Annotated in this window: 13 protein-coding genes; 10 read left to right on the forward strand and 3 right to left on the reverse strand. The window is 46.0% G+C overall.

The window, feature by feature from the left end; genetic code table 11:
- The first annotated feature begins 119 nt into the window (after positions 1-119).
- From Pas1_RS01770 to bchL, 3 genes are read left to right on the forward strand one after another with little or no spacing between them, the layout of a single operon-like run.
- On the forward strand, positions 120-1,403 hold the full coding sequence (locus Pas1_RS01770) for a ferredoxin:protochlorophyllide reductase (ATP-dependent) subunit N (RefSeq protein WP_112294321.1): 1,284 nt from the start codon (positions 120-122) through the stop codon (positions 1,401-1,403).
- Positions 1,400-2,968 (forward strand): ferredoxin:protochlorophyllide reductase (ATP-dependent) subunit B, encoded by a 1,569-nt coding sequence (bchB, locus tag Pas1_RS01775; protein ID WP_112294322.1) that lies wholly within the window; start codon positions 1,400-1,402, stop codon positions 2,966-2,968. Before Pas1_RS01770 ends, bchB begins: the two co-directional genes overlap by 4 nt.
- A 39-nt stretch (positions 2,969-3,007) precedes the next feature.
- A complete protein-coding gene (gene bchL / locus Pas1_RS01780; RefSeq protein WP_112294323.1) occupies positions 3,008-3,913 on the forward strand; it encodes a ferredoxin:protochlorophyllide reductase (ATP-dependent) iron-sulfur ATP-binding protein in 906 nt (301 codons plus the stop codon).
- Between the two features lie 21 nt (positions 3,914-3,934).
- Here bchL and Pas1_RS01785 read toward each other — a convergent pair whose 3' ends face one another.
- Positions 3,935-4,918: a protochlorophyllide reductase gene (locus tag Pas1_RS01785; RefSeq protein WP_112294324.1), complete on the reverse strand. Its 984-nt coding sequence runs from the start codon at positions 4,916-4,918 to the stop codon at positions 3,935-3,937.
- 61 nt (positions 4,919-4,979) lie between these two features.
- Here Pas1_RS01785 and Pas1_RS01790 point away from each other — a divergent pair, with 61 nt between their 5' ends.
- Together Pas1_RS01790 and bchO are read left to right on the forward strand one after the other, a co-directional pair.
- The gene (locus Pas1_RS01790; RefSeq protein ID WP_112294325.1) at positions 4,980-5,906 is read left to right on the forward strand and encodes an alpha/beta fold hydrolase; all 927 of its coding nucleotides are present in this window, start codon (positions 4,980-4,982) and stop codon (positions 5,904-5,906) included.
- 3 nt (positions 5,907-5,909) lie between these two features.
- Positions 5,910-6,761 carry an alpha/beta fold hydrolase BchO gene (gene bchO / locus Pas1_RS01795; protein ID WP_112294326.1) on the forward strand — a complete coding sequence of 284 codons (852 nt, stop codon included), beginning with the start codon at positions 5,910-5,912 and terminating at the stop codon, positions 6,759-6,761.
- Here bchO and Pas1_RS01800 read toward each other — a convergent pair whose 3' ends face one another.
- Both Pas1_RS01800 and bchI read right to left on the reverse strand, forming a co-directional pair.
- Entirely contained in the window at positions 6,762-8,705 is a 1,944-nt protein-coding gene (locus tag Pas1_RS01800; RefSeq protein WP_112294327.1) for a VWA domain-containing protein, read from the reverse strand.
- A gap of 27 nt (positions 8,706-8,732) precedes the next feature.
- Positions 8,733-9,779 carry a magnesium chelatase ATPase subunit I gene (gene bchI, locus Pas1_RS01805; protein ID WP_112294328.1) on the reverse strand — a complete coding sequence of 349 codons (1,047 nt, stop codon included), beginning with the start codon at positions 9,777-9,779 and terminating at the stop codon, positions 8,733-8,735.
- Positions 9,780-10,035: 256 nt separating this feature from the next.
- Between bchI and Pas1_RS01810 the strand changes: the two genes are divergently transcribed.
- The 5 genes from Pas1_RS01810 (at position 10,036) to Pas1_RS01830 (ending at position 18,040) form a co-directional block, all read left to right on the forward strand.
- Positions 10,036-13,854 (forward strand): magnesium chelatase subunit H, encoded by a 3,819-nt coding sequence (locus tag Pas1_RS01810; RefSeq protein ID WP_112294329.1) that lies wholly within the window; start codon positions 10,036-10,038, stop codon positions 13,852-13,854.
- Between the two features lie 10 nt (positions 13,855-13,864).
- The gene (locus Pas1_RS01815; protein WP_112294330.1) at positions 13,865-14,767 is read left to right on the forward strand and encodes a polyprenyl synthetase family protein; all 903 of its coding nucleotides are present in this window, start codon (positions 13,865-13,867) and stop codon (positions 14,765-14,767) included.
- Positions 14,768-14,806: 39 nt separating this feature from the next.
- A complete protein-coding gene (locus Pas1_RS01820; protein WP_112294331.1) occupies positions 14,807-15,931 on the forward strand; it encodes a methyltransferase in 1,125 nt (374 codons plus the stop codon).
- A gap of 157 nt (positions 15,932-16,088) precedes the next feature.
- Complete coding sequence (gene bchC / locus Pas1_RS01825) at positions 16,089-17,036, forward strand: chlorophyll synthesis pathway protein BchC (RefSeq protein ID WP_112294332.1); 948 nt, start codon at positions 16,089-16,091, stop codon at positions 17,034-17,036.
- On the forward strand, positions 17,033-18,040 hold the full coding sequence (locus Pas1_RS01830) for a chlorophyllide a reductase iron protein subunit X (protein ID WP_112294333.1): 1,008 nt from the start codon (positions 17,033-17,035) through the stop codon (positions 18,038-18,040). The genes bchC and Pas1_RS01830 overlap by 4 nt, the downstream gene beginning before the upstream one ends.
- Positions 18,041-18,059 lie beyond the last annotated feature (19 nt).

An 18,059-nucleotide genomic window follows, 5' to 3' on the forward strand; every position in this document is an offset into this window, starting at 1 on the left:
TTATTGTTACATTTAAATGAGTAAGTATTTTCTTGCTGCCTGACCCTTTTTGAAATTAATCCCATGATTCACAGCTTTAATCTTCAATTCAAGTCGTATATCAACTCTAGGGGCCAGAATTGAATTCTGTAACCCAGGAAGTGAAGATAGATTTCCAGCCCTTAAAAGAGCGTGGGCAAAGAGAGGTATTCTGCGGACTCACTGGGATTATCTGGCTTCATCGAAAAATTCAAGATGCCTTTTTTCTGGTGGTCGGCTCTCGTACCTGCGCTCACTTGATTCAATCTGCAGCAGGTGTGATGATTTTCGCAGAGCCCCGTTTTGCAACTGCCATTATTGATGATCGTGATTTAGCCGGCCTTGCAGATGCAAATGATGAATTGGATAAGGTGGTAAAGCAATTACTTGAGCGTCGTCCAGATATCAAACTCTTGTTCTTGGTGGGCTCATGTCCTTCTGAAGTGATTAAGCTGGATTTATCAAGGGCGGCACAACGCCTAGGCAAAACATTTGCCCCGAATGTGCGCATTCTGAATTACTCTGGCAGCGGCATTGAAACAACCTTTACCCAAGGCGAAGATGCTTGTTTGGCTGCGCTAGTGCAGGATTTGCCTAAATCTAATCAATCCGATGAGGTTGAGCTATTGGTGGTCGGTTGCTTGGCTGATGTTGTTGAGGATCAATTTCATCGCATCTTTAAAGATCTGGGTTTAAAGTCTTTTGCTTTTTTCCCGCCACGCGAATCCACTCAAAGAATCGTTGTCGGCCCAAAGACCAAATATTTATTGGCCCAGCCATTTCTGACGGATACCGCCAGGTTCCTGGAGAACATGGGGGCTCAAAGAATTTCTGCGCCTTTTCCGTTGGGAGTGGAAGGAACGGAAAAATGGTTCTCTGCCGCAGCTAAGGCCTTGAATGTTTCTCCCGAGGTATTTGAAAAAGTCATTGCTCCACAGCGAGATCGCGCCAATAAGTCACTTGAGCCGCATCGTGAAGTATTGCAAGGTAAATCTATTTTCTTCTTCCCTGACTCTCAGTTGGAGATACCGTTAGCGCGTTATTTAAATAGAGAGCTGGGCATGAATTTGATGGAGGTTGGCGTTCCTTATTTGCATCGCCAGCACATGGCAGAAGAGTTGGCAATGTTAGACCCCAAGACTCAATTGTCCGAAGGTCAAAATGTAGAGAATCAATTAGATCGTTGTCGTGCGCAACAACCAGACATGGTGGTATGTGGCCTGGGACTGGCGAATCCATTAGAGGCTGAGGGCTTTACGACTAAGTGGTCTATCGAGCTTGTCTTCACGCCGATTCAAGGATTCAACCAAGCTGCTGATCTAGCAGAGTTGTTTGCTCGACCCTTAACGAGAAAAGCGAAGCTCATGATGACGGAGGCTGCATGAAGTTAACCCTCTGGACTTATGAGGGTCCGCCACATGTGGGCGCCATGCGGATTGCTACTGCAATGGAGAAAGTGCATTACGTGCTACATGCTCCGCAAGGCGATACCTATGCGGATCTCTTGTTCACCATGATTGAGCGGATGAAAAAGCGGCCGCCAGTGACCTATACGACTTTTCAGGCACGTGATTTAGGTAGCGACACTGCAGAGTTATTTAAAGATGCTGCGAAGACAGCGTACGCCCGTTTTAAACCCGATTTATTAATGGTAGGGGCTTCTTGTACGGCCGAACTCATTCAAGATGATCCAGGTGGCTTGGCTGCTGCCCTGGATTTACCAGTTCCGATATTGCCGCTTGAATTACCGGCATATCAAAAGAAGGAGAACTGGGGTGCAGCAGAGACTTTTTATCAAATGGTCCGTTTGTTGGGACAGTCTTTTATTTTGGCGCCAGGACAACAACGCCCAGCCCGTGCATCGGGTGCAAAGCCTAGTTGTAATATTTTGGGTCCTACTGCTTTGGGTTTTCGTCATCGCGATGACGTTGAAGAAATTTCACGCTTATTACGTGACTTAGGTATTGAGATCAATGTGGTTGCGCCACTAGGTGCGGATCCAGCGGATATTGCTCGTTTACATGAGGCAGACTTTAATGTGAATTTATATCCAGAGACTGCAAACACTGCAGCAACCTGGATGAGTAGAAGCTTTGGTCAGCCTTCAACTAAAACTATTCCGATTGGATTTAAAGGTACTAAAGCGTTCATAGCTGAAGTCTGCCAGTTAGCAGGTATTGAATGCGATGTCGAAAAATTAAGCCAATCGTCTAAAGCGCGTTGGTATGCCTTATCTGTAGACTCAACCTATCTCACCAATAAACGCGTATTTATATTTGGTGATGCCACCCATGCAATTGCAGCGGCAAAAGTAGCGGCTCATGAAATGGGTTTCAAAGTAGTTGGATTGGGAACTTATAGCCGTGAATTGGCTCGTGAAGTGCGTGAGGCAGCTGCTGAGCTTGGGCTTGAAGCAATCATTACGGATGACTATTTAGAAGTTGAAGAAAAGATTACTGAGCTTCAACCAGAGTTAATCCTGGGTACCCAGATGGAACGCCATATTGCTAAGCGCTTGAAAATACCTTGTGCAGTGATTTCTTCTCCAGTGCACGTGCAAGACTTTCCATCTCGTTACTCGCCGCAAATGGGCTTTGAGGGTGCATGTGTGTTATTTGATTCTTGGGTCCATCCTCTCATGATGGGTCTGGAAGAGCATTTAATTGGCATGTTCAAGGGAGATTTTGAATTTCATGACGGCGCTATGCCATCACATCTGGGTCATGCCACAGCTCCTGCTAAAGAAAGCTCAGACAAACCACCCGCTATGGCCGCCTCTAAAAATGGATCACCTGCCTGGGAAACTGACGCAGAAAAAGAGCTCAATAAGATTCCCTTTTTTGTCAGAGGTAAAGCCAGGAGAAATACAGAGCGTTATGCAGTAGAGCAGGGACTAGTAAGTATTACATTAGAAACTTTGTATGATGCAAAGGCACATTTTAGAAGTTAAATATCGACCCCGTGTCGAGAAGAGTGAAGGTTAGAGAGAATGAAAGCAATCAACATACCTGTTTCAGATTTTCGCAGCGCTCCACCTGATGGCGAGGGTAGTCTTCAGGTTCAACTCGATCCCAATTTGAAAATTGGTAAGGCTAAAGTATTTGCAATCTATGGCAAAGGCGGTATCGGTAAGAGCACAACCTCATCAAACCTGTCAGTCGCTTTTTCAAAATTAGGAAAGCGGGTTATCCAGATTGGTTGCGATCCTAAGCATGACTCGACATTTACTCTGACCAAAAAACTGATGCCTACGGTAATCGACGTACTTGAGAAGGTGGACTTTCATTCTGAAGAGTTACGTGTTGAAGACTTTGTTTACGAGGGTTACAACGGCGTGATGTGTGTAGAGGCAGGTGGTCCGCCAGCTGGCACGGGTTGTGGTGGTTATGTTGTCGGTCAAACAGTGAAACTCCTAAAAGAACACCATTTGCTAGACGACACCGATGTCGTGATTTTTGATGTTTTAGGTGACGTGGTGTGCGGTGGCTTTGCTGCACCATTGCAGCATGCTGACCGTGCGTTGATTGTCACTGCCAATGACTTTGATTCTATCTTTGCAATGAATCGTATTATTCAAGCAATTGGTGCGAAGGCCAAAAACTATAACGTGCGATTAGGTGGTGTGATTGCTAATCGCAGCAAAGATACTGATCAAATTGATAAATTTAATTCGCAAGTTGGATTAAAGACGATGGCGCACTTTCCTGATTTGGATGTGATTCGTCGTAGTCGTTTGAAGAAATCGACTTTATTTGAAATGGAGTACTCTCCAGAGCTTGAACTCGTTCAGCAAGAGTACATGCGTTTAGCTGCCGCACTTTGGCTCGGGGCAGACCCATTACCTTCGATACCTATGAAGGACAGGGATATATTTGATCTGCTTGGTTTTGATTAAGTGGCCTAGTTGGCCGCTTAATTAATCGCTCGGCATGCCAACGAGCTTGGCGGTAATTTCCCAGAGATCCTTGCTCAGTTTTTCACTCTTGGCTTTCATGGAGAGCTCTTGGGCAAAGGGCTCCCTAATTGCAGAGTTACGATTACCCCAACTCCAGTGAACGCCGGATTGGGTAAAGCGTAGATCCGCTACTACCTGAGCAACACGCTCGCCAGCAAGTTCTTGGCTCACAAAACCTTTGGTAATGTTTTTCTGAAACCAAGGAAATATTTTCTGGAAGAGTGGGGGCGTATCTCGAAAAAGTGCCGTTTCAGCTACGCATCCAGGATATAAAGTGTTGAAGATGATGCCAGTACTGGCGTGATATCTTTTTTGTAACTCTCGATTCATGACCATATTGCACAACTTACTATCTTTATAGGCTTTGCCTGGCTTAAAGGGCTTGCCATTAATCATGGCAACAGGTGCTTTAAATCCAGCCATGAGACCTTCTAGTGCACCAATATCTGCAGGGGCTGGAATCGGAACTTTGCCTCCGAATTCTTCTGAGTTTGCCGTCACGGTTCCCAAGGTTATGAGGCGAGCATGCTCACCTTTTGCTGCCGTTTGCTTCAGATTTTCAAGCAGCATTCTGCTTAAGACATAGTGCCCAAAGTAATTCGTTGCTACGCTGATCTCAAATCCCTGGGGCGAGCGTGCTGGTTCTTTTAGGAGTGGTAAGTAGGTTGCGGCATTGCAGAGCAAGGCATTGAGTTTTTGACCGCCATCATTAAAGCGCTTTACAAATGCATGAACGCTATCCAGATTACCTAAATCCAATTGCCAGATTTCATATTGGCTTGAGTCAAATTGATGGGCTTTGGCAACCAACTCCATTTTTTGGGGATCTCGGACGGCCAGTATCAGTCGCCAGTTTCGAGCCAGCAGTGCTTTTGCGGTATATAAACCAACGCCGGATGAGGATCCAGTAATAATTGCAAGCGGTTGAGTTGTGGTTGAAGTCATTTTTCTATTACAGTCTTAGTTTTAGTAATAATGAATTATTGTCATTTTAAGGCTAGACGCAATGTTTCTAAAAGCACTCAAGATTATTGCTGTTGTACTTACGGCACTTCTATTTCTTGCTGCTCTCTATTTATGGACTCCCGACAAGTCTAAAGCAGAGTTGGAGAAGGTCTATGGGTCACCTAAAACTGCTTATGTCAGCGCCTTGGGAGTCAATATTCATTACCAAGATACTGGACCATCCAAAAATCCAATTCCCATTTTATTTTTGCACGGCTTCGGATCTAGCTTGCAGACTTGGGATGCCTGGGCAGAAGATTTAAGTGGTGAGTACCGTGTTATTTCCCTCGATTTACCAGGCTTTGCGCTAACGGGTGAGGACCCTAGTGGTATCTATACCGATCAGAGGAGTGTGGAAGTCATCGAGGCCTTCTTGAAAGCATTGCAGATTCCGAAGGTAACGCTGGTGGGTAATTCAATGGGCGGAAAGTTTGCCTGGCAGTTTGCTGCACGCTACCCGGATCAGGTTGCCAAGTTGGTACTTATATCCCCAGATGGATATGCCAGCCCAGGAATGGAGTACGGTAAAAAGACGGAAGTTCCCGCCATCGCTGAGCTTTATCGCTACTTCTTTTCTAAAACTTTTTTGGCAATGAATCTAGAGCCAGCCTACGCTAATCCAAAAACATTAAATGATGCTTTGGTGAATCGCTATTACGATCTGATGCTAGCCCCCGGAGTGAGGGGGGCAATTTTGGCTCGCATGCAGCAAACGGTTTTACAAGACCCAATCCCCTCCTTAGCAACTATTAAGGTACCTACATTGTTACTTTGGGGCGAAAAAGATGCTTTTATCCCTATTGCCAATTCCAATGATTATTTGAAGGCGATGCATAATGCGAAGAGAGTATCCTTGCCTAATATTGGACACTTACCGCAAGAAGAGCAGCCAGCCATCGGTCTTGCTGCTCTCAAAGAGTTTTTATAAGTCATGAAACGCATACCCTTAGATTGGCCCAATCGACAACATAGCAGACTTATCTCTGTTGGAGATTTAGATTGGCATGTTCAGCTTTCAGGTCAGGGCCCAGTAGTTTTGCTACTGCATGGCACTGGTAGCTCAACCCACTCTTGGTCAGATTTGATTCCTCTGTTAGAGCCTCACTCGCAAGTGCTGGTGCCAGATTTACCAGGCCATGCATTTACCCAAGGTGCAAAATTAGAAGACCTCAAGCTAGATGTCATTGCGCATTCATTGCAAAAACTCATCGAGCAATTGGGGATTGAAGCGCCCTCGATCGTAGTAGGGCATTCTGCTGGGGCGCCCCTAGCGATACGTTTTGCAGTAGCTGCAGCAAAACAGCCAAAACTAGTCATTGCTTTAAACCCGTCGTTCATACCGCCACTGCCTGTCTACACTAGTTTCTTTGGACCACTCTTAGGCCCTATTACCAGATCTTCAACACTCTCCAGTTTGCTTGCTTCACTATCACCTAGTTTGGGAATGGTGGATAAGTTACTAGATTCAACAAATACCAATTTGCCAGAGGCACGAAGAGTGTATTACCGCAAACTTTTTGAACGCTCAGACCACGTGCGCGGCTCGATGAATTTCATGGCAGCAGCAGACATTCAAAAGGTCTTGGCCGAAGCCAATTTGTATCGCGGTAAATTAATTTGTGTATTAGGTAATCAGGATGCGTGGATTCCAGCGAAGCCTCTAGAGAAGATTATTGGAGATTATTTCCCTGCCGCAGAAGTTTTGAAGTGGGAGGGTGGTCACATCATGCATGAGCTTGAGCCAAGCAGAGTGGCGAAGCTGATTCTAGATGGGCTAGCTTAGCTAAGCCTTTTTAAGCCCCTGCATGATTGCTTGAGAAACTTCGTTTGCACCTGCATTCGGGAGAGGCAAGTACATAGACCCAAGCATTGCTGCCAGAGCCTTGCCTTCATCTCTGGCTTGGGGTGAGGTATCAATCCATAGGGATTTAAAGGAGTAATGAGAAGCAGCTCGAGCTGACTGCTGAGCATCTTCCATTGCTTTCGGTCTGCCGGGAGAACCATCTTTAGCAATGTTGGCTCGGCCATCCGTTAAGAATACGAGAGCGGGAGTAAGACCTTTTCTCATCGATGCGCTAGCAATCTCAAAAGACTCATCAATGGCCCGTGATAGAGGAGTCCCACCTCCACCAGGTAGCCCACTTAAGGCACGCTTTGCTTTTACCAATGATCGTGTAGGGGCAAGAACGAGTTCAGCGACGCCACCCCTAAATGACATCACCGCCACTTGATCACGTCTTACATAGCATTCAGCCAATAGGAGCTCTACAGCACCCTTGGCTTCTGCAAGGCGATGCATTGCAGAAGAGCCAGAAGCATCTAGGATAAACATCGTTAAAGTTTGAGTCCGCTCCTGATAGCTCTTGATCCTAAAATCTTCTTTACGAATGATGATTTTTCCTGCGGGGATGGACTTACCAGCTGCGATCATTTCTGCTCTACGTACGCCTTGCCAAGGAACAGCAGCTCTTAAGGTATCAATGATGCTCAAGGTTTTACCACCTTCGGGCATACCTGGCATATTGCCTAAGGGACGCCCACGCATACGCCCAACTTTGACGGCGCCTGTTTTTCCGCCCATGCCTTTAGGTGTTTTCAAATCGGCTAAATCAGCCAAGCGAGCTAAGAGATCGGAGGGTATTGCTGCTTGAGCTGCTTCGAGAATTTCATCATCGAGAGCTTGGGGATTTTCTGAATCTGTTTTCTCAGACTCATCCTCATCCTTCTCGTTCTCTTCCTTTTTTTCTTGGTCCTGATTTTGATCTTCAGTGGGCTCTGCCGGAGGCGGCTCTGGTTGGGGTGGCTGATCTTGGTCTATGTTTTCTTCTGGCTGCTCGTCTGCTTGTTCTTCATCAGTCGGAGCTTCGTTTTCCTCTTCAGGTGGAGGTGCGCTTTGCGGTAAGCGGGTTGCTCTGGGTGATAACACCAAAGCAATAGCGCGCTGGAGGTGCATGCTACTGACTTCTGATTCTCTATCAAAGGCAGCTAAACATTTCGCAGTATTGAGTGCTAAGTTCAATGCACGAATTGAAACAATACCGAGTTGCTCAGCGACACCTACAAGCGCACTCAGACTATCTTCGCTGATGCTGATATTTGAGAAATTTTCTCGAGCGTAATCTAGTGACTGCGTATCCGGTAAAAAATCATCATCTGTTTCTGGTAAATCTCTCCAGCCGATGATGTCTAGATTTAAAAGAAAGGCCATTCTTTGCCGAATCTTTTCATTCGGTTGTTCGTCATCTTCGATGCCTTCATCTAGAGCAACAACACCAAAGTGACTTTCAATTCTACGGCTTTGACCATCACGCTCAATCGCAATGAATCCATTGTCTAAAGCACTCACCACTTTTGCTACGGCACCTACTTCAACTCTTTCAGCCATTGGCATGAGTAATAACTGCTGATCACATTGAGCGAGGAGTCCCTGCCTGAGAACAGCTTTACCAGTGCGCAAAGTTTGATCAAGATCGATGCCACCAATCAGATTTTCATCAGAGATTCCAAGTGGCATTTTGCGCAATGGCAGTCGCATACCGCCTAATTGAGCAACGGTGTTGAGATAAGCTAGCCAACGATCTCTGACGGGACCAGAGCGCGCACGCAAAATTACGCCTCCCAAGCCATGTGGATTAATGACTAAGAGTTGAGCAACTTGAAGTGCCCGCAACCAAGTTTCGAGTTTGGCACTCTTGCTGATCTCTTGGGTTTGTTCTTGAGTTTCCAAAAGACTGTATTTATTGATTGATCTTGCTTACTTACTTGCTTCAGGGAATAACTCTTCTAAGGCCCTTCTGACTCGTACAGCAGAGCTAGAATCATCTAGGGGGTTACGCCTGAGACGATGCTGCAAGGCGGGTACTGCAATCTTTTTAAGATGCTCAATCGTGACATGATTTTTTCCGCACAAGGCTGCATAAGCACGAGTTGCACGCAGCAGTGTTAATTCGCCACGTAAGCCATCGGTTCCCAAGTGACTACAAAGTTGAGTGACTTTCTCAAGCATATCGTCATCTACTTTGACTGAAGGTAATTTCTTTTTACCTGCTTGGATCTGCTGTCGAATGATCTCATCTTCTTTTTCCCAGATCGCCATAAACTTTTCTTGGTTGCGCTCAAACTCATCACGACGTTTAATAATTTCTACCCGAGACTTTGGTTCTTGAGGCGTCTTGACTTCTACCGCAAGACCAAAACGGTCTAATAGTTGTGGACGTAATTCACCTTCCTCTGGATTTCCACTTCCGACTAATACAAACTTAGCTGGGTGACGAATACTCAAGCCTTCCCTTTCAACTACGTTTGCACCAGAAGCAGCAACGTCTATCAATAAGTCGACTAGGTGATCCTCTAAAAGATTGACCTCATCTATATACAGAAAGCCGCGGTGTGCTTTAGCAAGTAGACCGGGTTCGTATGCCTTCTCACCGGAGCTTAGGGCTTTTTCAATATCCAATGCGCCGATGACTCGGTCTTCAGTAGCGCCCAATGGCAAGTCAACTACTGGCACAGCTTTCTTAATGGCCTTCAGTTTGCCGCCAACCTTGAGTTTGGCTCTGAGTTGATCGCATACCGGGCAAGTTCCGCTTGCGGCATTTGGATCACAGGCATAGACACAATCTTGGACTGAGCTCATTTCTGGAAGTAATGCGGCTAGTGCGCGCACTGCCGTGGATTTTCCAGTGCCGCGGTCGCCCATCACCAGCACGCCCCCAACACTCGGATCGAGTGCCGCAATCAGGATTGCTAATTTCATGTCCTCTTGCCCAACAATTGCAGAGAAAGGGTAGTTACGTGCCATTCAGATTCCTTGAAATTGTGTAATTCAAACCTGCTTCTTTGATTTATTGCACGGCAGCAAATCAATCATTGAGTCATTCATCCCACAAATATATGGCATTAAATTTTTACTAGGATTTACCCTTAAATGATAGCTTTATATGAAATAAAGTGTCAATTTTAGTTGACAGTATTGTAGGAATCTTAAAGAATCAAACTAAGACAAAAAAGTAAAAAGTAAATTTTTTAAATTTGACCTTTTTAATCAACCTTATTTAATGCTGACAAAAACAAAAGCTTCTAATGTGCATGAGTCTATCAAGCTGGTGCTTGTTACGATGGATACTCATTTAAATAGCGCGGCAAACCGTGCCTATGAGGATCTCAAGAAGACGATTCCGGGAGCGACTTTAAAGATTCACTCAGCCAGTGAATTTGCCGGTAATCCAGAGCATTTACAAAATTGTAAGGATGACATTGCTAGTGGCGACATTGTGATTGCCACAATGTTGTTCTTGGAAGATCACTATTTACCCATCTTGGATGATCTCAAAGCAAGGCGGGAACATTGCGATGCCATGGTTTGCGCCATGTCTGCAGGGGACGTTACTAAGTTAACAAAAATTGGCAAGCTGGATATGAGTCAACCAGCTAGTGGTTTGATGGCGATGCTCAAAAAGCTGCGCCCAAGCGCCAAAGATAAAGATGGCAAGAGTAAAGCTTCGACTGCGGGCGCAAAGCAAATGAAAATGTTGCGTGTGATTCCGCAGATGTTGCGCTTTGTTCCGGGTACCGCTCAAGATCTCAGAGCTTATTTCTTATCGCTGCAGTATTGGTTGGGCGGCTCTCAAGAAAATATGTACAACATGATGGTCAATCTCATCAATCGCTACGCCTCAGGCTCGCGTGAGGCTTTGCGTAAAAATGCTAAGGCACTTGATCCAGTTGAATATCCAGATTCTGGTGTGTATCACCCCCGTATGAAGAATCGTCTTAGCAGTAAGTTAAGCGATCTACCTAAGGTTGTGCCCGATGCAAAAGCGCGCGGCAGAGTGGGGCTCTTAGTGCTTCGCTCTTACTTGGTATCTGGTAATAGCGGCCACTATGATCCGGTTATTGCCGCATTAGAGGCTCAAGGTTTGCAGGTAGTACCTGCATTTGCTGCTGGCTTAGATGCTCGTCCAGCGATTGATGATTACTTTAGTCAAGACGGTAAACCAACCATCGATGCCATGATTTCTTTAACGGGCTTCTCTTTGGTGGGTGGACCAGCCTACAACGACGCCCACGCAGCTGAAGAGGTATTGGCTAAATTAGATATTCCTTATATTGCTGCTCACCCTGTTGAGTTTCAAAACTTGGAGCAGTGGGGTAGTTCTGAGCGCGGCTTACTTCCAGTTGAGAGCACCATTATGGTGGCGATTCCGGAGTTAGACGGCTCTACCATTCCGATGGTTTATGGCGGACGTCCCGGTGCATCTGGTACGACTTGCACAGGTTGTCATAAGCAATGCTCATTTACGGATGACCACAATCCTCAGGATATGTTTACCTGTACCGAGCGTGTGGGGATGTTGGCCGCACGCGTGGGTAAATTGGTTGACCTGCGTCGTTCGGAACGCGCAGAGCGCAAGGTGGGCATTGTGTTGTTTAACTTCCCGCCAAATGCCGGAAATATTGGTAGCGCTGCTTACTTAAGCGTATTCCAATCGGTTCAAAACTTATTGATTGGCATGAAGGAGCGTGGTTATACCGTTAATGTTCCAAAATCTGTTGATGAATTGCGTGACTCTATTTTAAAAGGCAATGCACAGCAGTATGGCGCTGATGCTAACGTTCATACCTTGATTCCAGTAGATGATCATGTACGTCGTGAACGCTGGTTAAAAGAAATCGAGGCTCAATGGGGCCCGGCTCCTGGCAAGCAACTTTCAAACGGTAGCTCGATCTTTGTGCTTGGCAAACAATTCGGCAATGTACTCATTTCTGTTCAGCCTTCTTTTGGTTATGAAGGTGATCCTATGCGCTTGTTGTTTGAGCGTGGCTTTGCTCCGACCCACGCTTTCTCTGCCTATTACCGTTACTTGCGGGAAGACTTTGCTGCTACTGCAGTGATTCACTTCGGTACTCATGGTGCATTGGAGTTCATGCCGGGTAAGCAAACCGGTATGAGTGGTGCTTGCTGGCCAGATCGTTTAATAAATGATCTACCGAATATTTATTTGTATGCATCGAATAATCCTTCTGAGGGTGCGATTGCTAAGCGTCGCTCTGGTGCAACGCTCATTAGCTACCTTACCCCGCCAGTGACTCAAGCGGGTTTATATGCTGGTTTGGCAGATTTGAAATCCTCCATCGAGCGCTTCAGATCTTTAGATGTAGATGCGCATCAAGAACGGCTTGATTTAGCCGAATTAATTCAGGCCCAAGCTGCAGAGATTGATCTGTGTAAAGCCGAGCCCGTATGGGACCAGTCTGATGTTGAAGGTTTGCAAAATACGGTCAGCAATCTCTTTAATGAATTGCTTGAGCTCGAGTACACCTTAATACCTCATGGTTTGCATGTAGTTGGTGCTGTGCCTCCACTAGCTGAGCGCTTTGGTTTATTGAAGGCTATGGCAGATGTGGCATTGGATCACCCTATAGAGGATGCTGTAGTCGAAGCTCTAATGAATGGTGAGAAGTTTGACAAAGTGATCGATGCCAATCCTGAGTTACTTGAATTAGGTAGTCGAGAAACTCTAGAAGATTTATTTGGCAAGATGGTCAAGTCTAACGAGCTGATGTCTGCTGAGACTGAAGTGACTGGGATGCTCGATGCCTTAGACGGTCGCTTCATTCGACCTGCTGCAGGCGGTGATGTGATGCGTAATCCTGAAGTACTCCCTACAGGGCGTAATTTGCATGGCTTTGACCCTTTTAGAATTCCTAGCGTCTTCGCTGTCAAGGATGGTGCTAAGCAAGCTCAGCGCATTCTCGATAAGTACCAAGAAGACAGTCATGAACTTCCAGAATCAATCGCGATGGTTTTATGGGGCAGTGATAACTTGAAATCTGAGGGTGGACAAATTGGTCAGGCTCTTGCATTGATGGGTGCTAAACCACGCTTTGATAGTTACGGTCGTTTAGCTGGCGCGGAATTGATTCCATTAAGCGAATTAGGGCGCCCTAGAGTCGACGTAGTCATTACTTTGTCTGGCATCTTCCGAGATCTCTTGCCTTTGCAAATTAAATTGTTAGCTGAAGCCGCATTTATGGCAGCCTCTGCTGAAGATGAGCCGCTTGAGCAAAACTTCATTCGTAAACATGCCTTGGCTTACCAAAAAGAACATGGCTGTGACTTAGAAACTGCTTCACTCCGAGTTTATGGCAATGCTGATGGCGCTTATGGATCGAACGTGAGCAATATGGTTGAAAACAGCGTGTGGGAAGAAGAGGATGAGCTCGCTGAAACCTATACCCGCAGAAAAGGTTTTGCTTTTGGACGCGCTGGTGTACCGATTCAGAATAACGCTTTGTTGAAGAGTGTTTTATCCGATGTGCAAATGACGTATCAAAATCTGGACTCAATGGAGTTGGGAGTTACTACGATTGATAACTACTTTGATACCTTGGGTGGCATTACTAGGGCAGTAAAGCGTGCGAAGGGTGGGGCTGATGTGCCAGTATTTATCGGTGACCAAACGAAGGGTGAGGGCGCAGTCAGAACCCTCTCGGAACAAGTTTCTTTAGAAACTCGTACTCGCATGCTCAATCCAAAATGGTATGAAGGCATGCTAGAGAGTGGTTATGAGGGCGTGCGGCAAATTGAGGTTCATATCACCAATACCATGGGGTGGTCTGCAACTACAGGTCAAGTTCAACCCTGGGTATATAAGCAACTTACCGAGACCTTCATGCTGAACCCAGAGATGCGCGAACGTTTGGCTAAGCTTAATCCTACCGCCGCGGCACGTTTAGCAAATCGCCTGACAGAGGCATCGCAAAGAAATTACTGGCAGCCTGATGCAGAGATGCTGAAGCAGATGCAAGAAGCAAACGATGAGCTTGAAGATCGTCTCGAAGGTATTTATGACAACGTTGCTGTAGCCGCTTGAGGAAATCAATATGAGTATGCTAGATCGAATTAATCAAAGCCTTGAAGATGCAATGCATTTGTCCTACTCTAAGCAGGGTCCAAAGCTGTTACAGGAAGCAATGCACTATTCAGTATTTCCTGGCGGCGCCAGAATTCGTCCTCAATTATGTTTAGCGGTGGCATCTGCTTGTGGTGATGACGATCCCGCTCTATCTAATGCAGCAGCGAGCGCAATTGAGTTATTGCATTGCGCGTCTCTAGTCCACGATGACTTACCTTGTTTTGATGATGCTGAGTTGCGACGTGGCAGACCTTCGGTACACGCGGCCTATGGTGAGCGTATAGCTGTTCTCGCAGGCGATGCCCTTATCGTTTTAGCTTTTCAGTGTCTAGCGAGCTCAGGTACTCGTTCAATATTCCGCTTAGCCCCATTGATGAACACAATTGCAATGAGTGTGGGGTCTCCCCATGGAATTGTTGCTGGCCAAGCCTGGGAGTGTGAATCAAAAGTAGATTTGGGTGATTATCAGCGAGCTAAAACAGGGTCCCTATTTGAAGCGGCAACTGCCGCTGGTGCGCAAGCTGCGGGAGCGGATGCGGCAACTTGGAGACCCCTGGGAGAGTGGCTAGGCGAAGCTTATCAAATAGCGGACGATATTCGTGATGTAGTTGCAGACCAGAATGTTTTAGGAAAGCCCTGTGGCCAGGATGTTGCTCATAATCGCCCCAGCTCAGCAAAAGATTTAGGCTTAACTGGAGCAGTGCAACGTTTTGATGAATTAGTACAAAAGGCAATTGCATCAATACCGCATTGCAAAGGCGAGAAAATGTTGCGTAGCCTAGTGCGACAAGAGTCTGAGCGGCTAGTGCCATCAGAATGGTTTAAGGATAAAGAGAGAAAGATCCTGGTTAGCCAAGCTAGCCATTCTTAAGCCGCACCCTGTTTTTTTCTCATTCATAAACTGCCATTCATGGAACGTTTCTTCGATTGGCGTAATCGTCTAATTGCCTCACCAAGATTTCAACGCTGGGCTACCCGTTTTCCACTCACTCGCTGGATAGTCAGAAGGCAAGCCTCCGATATCTTTGATTTAATGGCGGGCTTTGTCTACACCCAAGTCCTGCTTGCTTGTACCCAAGTAAACCTTTTTGACATCTTGGCAAAGGGTGCTGTGAGCTTTGGTGACCTTCAAAAACAAGTACCCCTAAAGCCAGCCGGCTTGAGACGTTTGCTAGATGCAGCAGTTGCCATCCAATTGCTAGTCAAGCGCAGTGATGATCGTTATGCCCTCAGCATGAAAAGCGCCCCATTGGTTGGTAATGTTGCCATTCTGGATATGGTCAAACACCATGCTGATTTCTATCGCGACTTGTCTGATCCGATTGCTTTATTACAGGGCGATAAAAGTTCTGTTGCTCTCAATGAGTACTGGTCCTACATCACCCCTGAGCAGGGCGCTGCACCAGAAAATTTATCCGCTGAAACAGTTGCTGACTACTCTAAATTGATGGCGCATACCCAATCACTGGTGACAGATGAGATTATTGATGCCTACCCCATGGCTAAACACCACATTGTTTTAGATATCGGAGGCGGCCAAGGTGCATTTATTAAAAGATTGGCTAAGCGCTACCCCCACCTTAGTTTTAAATTATTTGATATTCCTGGCGTGGCAGAGATCTCTAATGCTCACTTTAAGGAAATTGGTCTATCAAATAGAGCGCAGGCCATAGGTGGAAACTTTTTCCAAGACCCGCTACCCAAGGGCTGTGATTTGGCAACCCTAGTTCGGGTGATCTTTGATCATGATGACGTTCGAGTAAGGCAGTTACTGGCCAATGTGTTTGATGCTCTCAATCCAGGCGGGACTTTATTGCTTGCTGAGCCTATGGCTGAGACCAAAGGATTCGAGGCGATGGGCCATGCCTATTTCGGCTTTTATCTTCTGGCTATGGGTAGGGGAAGGCCTAGAACTGAAGCGGAAATTAGTGGTTTATTAAGTCAAGCAGGCTTTACGGGTATCAAGCTATTGAATTCTTATATGCCGCTGAATGCCCAAGTATTGCAGTGCAATAAACCTGCCAATATTAGCTAATTAAAGTGCCTAAAAGACCTATCCGGACAGGTTTTTTCAGATTAATTGAGTTAGTAGAGAAAACCCCTAGATGACAAGTGGGCAAATACAGGTTAAAAACAAAGTGTAAATATTTTTATACACTTTTAATCCAAAAAACAAGAAGCCTTAGCGAGAAATGACCAATCAATATCAAACAAGAGCGATCGTTCTGGAAAGACCAGAAAGTGTCACTCTTACCGATCTTGAATTAACCCCTATGACCACCATAGACGTCTTAGTGGATATGGAGTGGAGCGGAATCAGTACGGGTACAGAAAAATTACTATGGACTGGAAAAATGCCTAATTTTCCAGGTATGGGCTATCCATTGGTCCCGGGTTATGAGTCTGTTGGCAGGGTAGTGGAAGCAGGTACAGATTCCAGCTTGAAAGTAGGGCAAAGAGTATTCGTTCCTGGAGCAAAGTGCTACGGAGAAATTAAGGGCTTATTCGGTGGCGCAGCGTCGCGGGTGGTTGTGGACAGTCAGCGCGTAATTGCAATTGACGACAACTTGGGTGAAGAGGCGATTCTGTTTGCGCTGGCAGCTACTGGCTACCACGTGACTTCTGGTCCTGGACAAGAGCAACCAGATTTAATTATTGGTCATGGCGTATTAGGTCGCTTGATTGCACGGATTGCGGTTGCGAAGGGTAAGCGCCCGGTAGTGTGGGAAACCAATGCAGGCCGCCGTGAGGGCGCCGTAGGTTATGACGCTATAGATCCTAAGGACGATCAAGTAAAGAAATATAAAACGATTGTAGATGTCAGCGGCGACGCCCGCCTAGTTGATACGTTAATCAGCTGTCTTGCACCTGGCGGTGAAATAGTGCTTGCTGGTTTTTATGACACGATTTCTTTTTCATTCCCCCAAGCTTTTATGCGTGAAGCCCGCATTCGTATCGCGGCGCAGTGGGCTCCTGGGGATTTAGTTGCAATCAAAGATTTAGTCGAGTCAGGAAAATTAAAGTTAGACGGCTTGATCACGCACCGCTCATCACCTAAAGATGCAAACGAGGCCTATCACACGGCTTTCAACAATATCGATTGTTTAAAAATGGTTTTAGATTGGAGAAATCTGCAATGAGTTCATCAAGCATCCCGGCAACAGCAACAATTCAGTTTATGGACTTAAAAAAAGAGGCTGCTATTGAGCCAGATCCAGTGTCCACTGGTCCAGTAACTAAAGAAACTCAAATCATTGCTATTTATGGCAAAGGCGGTATTGGTAAAAGTTTTACCCTTGCCAATCTGTCATACATGATGGCCCAACAAGGCAAGAAAGTGTTATTGATTGGATGCGATCCAAAAAGTGATACGACTTCACTCCTGTTCGGCGGCAAAGCTTGCCCAACCATTATTGAAACTTCTTCTAAGAAAAAATTAGCTGGCGAATCAGTATCGATTGGTGATGTGTGCTTTATTCGTGATGGTGTGTTTGCGATGGAGCTCGGTGGCCCAGAAGTAGGGCGTGGCTGCGGTGGTCGCGGCATTATTCATGGCTTTGAAACATTAGAAAAATTAGGCTTTCATGATTGGGGCTTTGATTATGTATTGCTCGACTTCTTGGGAGACGTGGTTTGTGGCGGATTTGGCTTACCAATCGCTCGAGATATGTGCCAAAAAGTAATCGTAGTTGCTAGTAACGATTTGCAATCTCTTTACGTTGCGAATAATGTTTGCTCAGCAGTGGAGTACTTCCGCAAATTAGGCGGTAACGTTGGTGTAGCAGGCATGGTGATCAATAAAGATGACCTAACTGGTGAGGCCCAGACTTTCGCTGAAAAGGCCGGCATTCCAGTTTTAGCGGCTATCCCTGCAAACGAAGATATTCGTCGTAAGAGTGCTAGCTATGAAATTATTGGTCAGCCTGGTACGCAGTGGGCGTCGCTATTTGAGGAGCTGGCTACGAATGTTTCAGAAGCTCCCCCAGTACGTCCTAAGCCACTCAGTCAAGATGAGTTATTGGGCTTGTTCTCTTCAGAAGTAACTGGTCGCGATATCGTTTTGAAACCCGCTACTGTGAAAGACATGATGGGTAAAGACGAAGTCATTAAGAAAACACTCGAAGTTATCTACGATCAAGCTTAAAGAGATAGAGAGCTATACG

Source organism: Polynucleobacter paneuropaeus, from assembly GCF_003261235.1.
GTDB lineage: Bacteria > Pseudomonadota > Gammaproteobacteria > Burkholderiales > Burkholderiaceae > Polynucleobacter > Polynucleobacter paneuropaeus.

Coding starts and splice junctions, on each gene's coding strand:
- Pas1_RS01790 (WP_112294325.1), top strand. CDS start 4,980: ATGTTTCTAAAAGCACTCAAGATTATTGCTGTTGTACTTACGGCACTT.
- Pas1_RS01810 (WP_112294329.1), top strand. CDS start 10,036: ATGCTGACAAAAACAAAAGCTTCTAATGTGCATGAGTCTATCAAGCTG.
- bchL (WP_112294323.1), top strand. CDS start 3,008: ATGAAAGCAATCAACATACCTGTTTCAGATTTTCGCAGCGCTCCACCT.
- bchI (WP_112294328.1), bottom strand. CDS start 9,779: ATGGCACGTAACTACCCTTTCTCTGCAATTGTTGGGCAAGAGGACATG.
- Pas1_RS01785 (WP_112294324.1), bottom strand. CDS start 4,918: ATGACTTCAACCACAACTCAACCGCTTGCAATTATTACTGGATCCTCA.
- Pas1_RS01815 (WP_112294330.1), top strand. CDS start 13,865: ATGAGTATGCTAGATCGAATTAATCAAAGCCTTGAAGATGCAATGCAT.
- bchO (WP_112294326.1), top strand. CDS start 5,910: ATGAAACGCATACCCTTAGATTGGCCCAATCGACAACATAGCAGACTT.
- Pas1_RS01820 (WP_112294331.1), top strand. CDS start 14,807: ATGGAACGTTTCTTCGATTGGCGTAATCGTCTAATTGCCTCACCAAGA.
- bchC (WP_112294332.1), top strand. CDS start 16,089: ATGACCAATCAATATCAAACAAGAGCGATCGTTCTGGAAAGACCAGAA.
- Pas1_RS01830 (WP_112294333.1), top strand. CDS start 17,033: ATGAGTTCATCAAGCATCCCGGCAACAGCAACAATTCAGTTTATGGAC.
- bchB (WP_112294322.1), top strand. CDS start 1,400: ATGAAGTTAACCCTCTGGACTTATGAGGGTCCGCCACATGTGGGCGCC.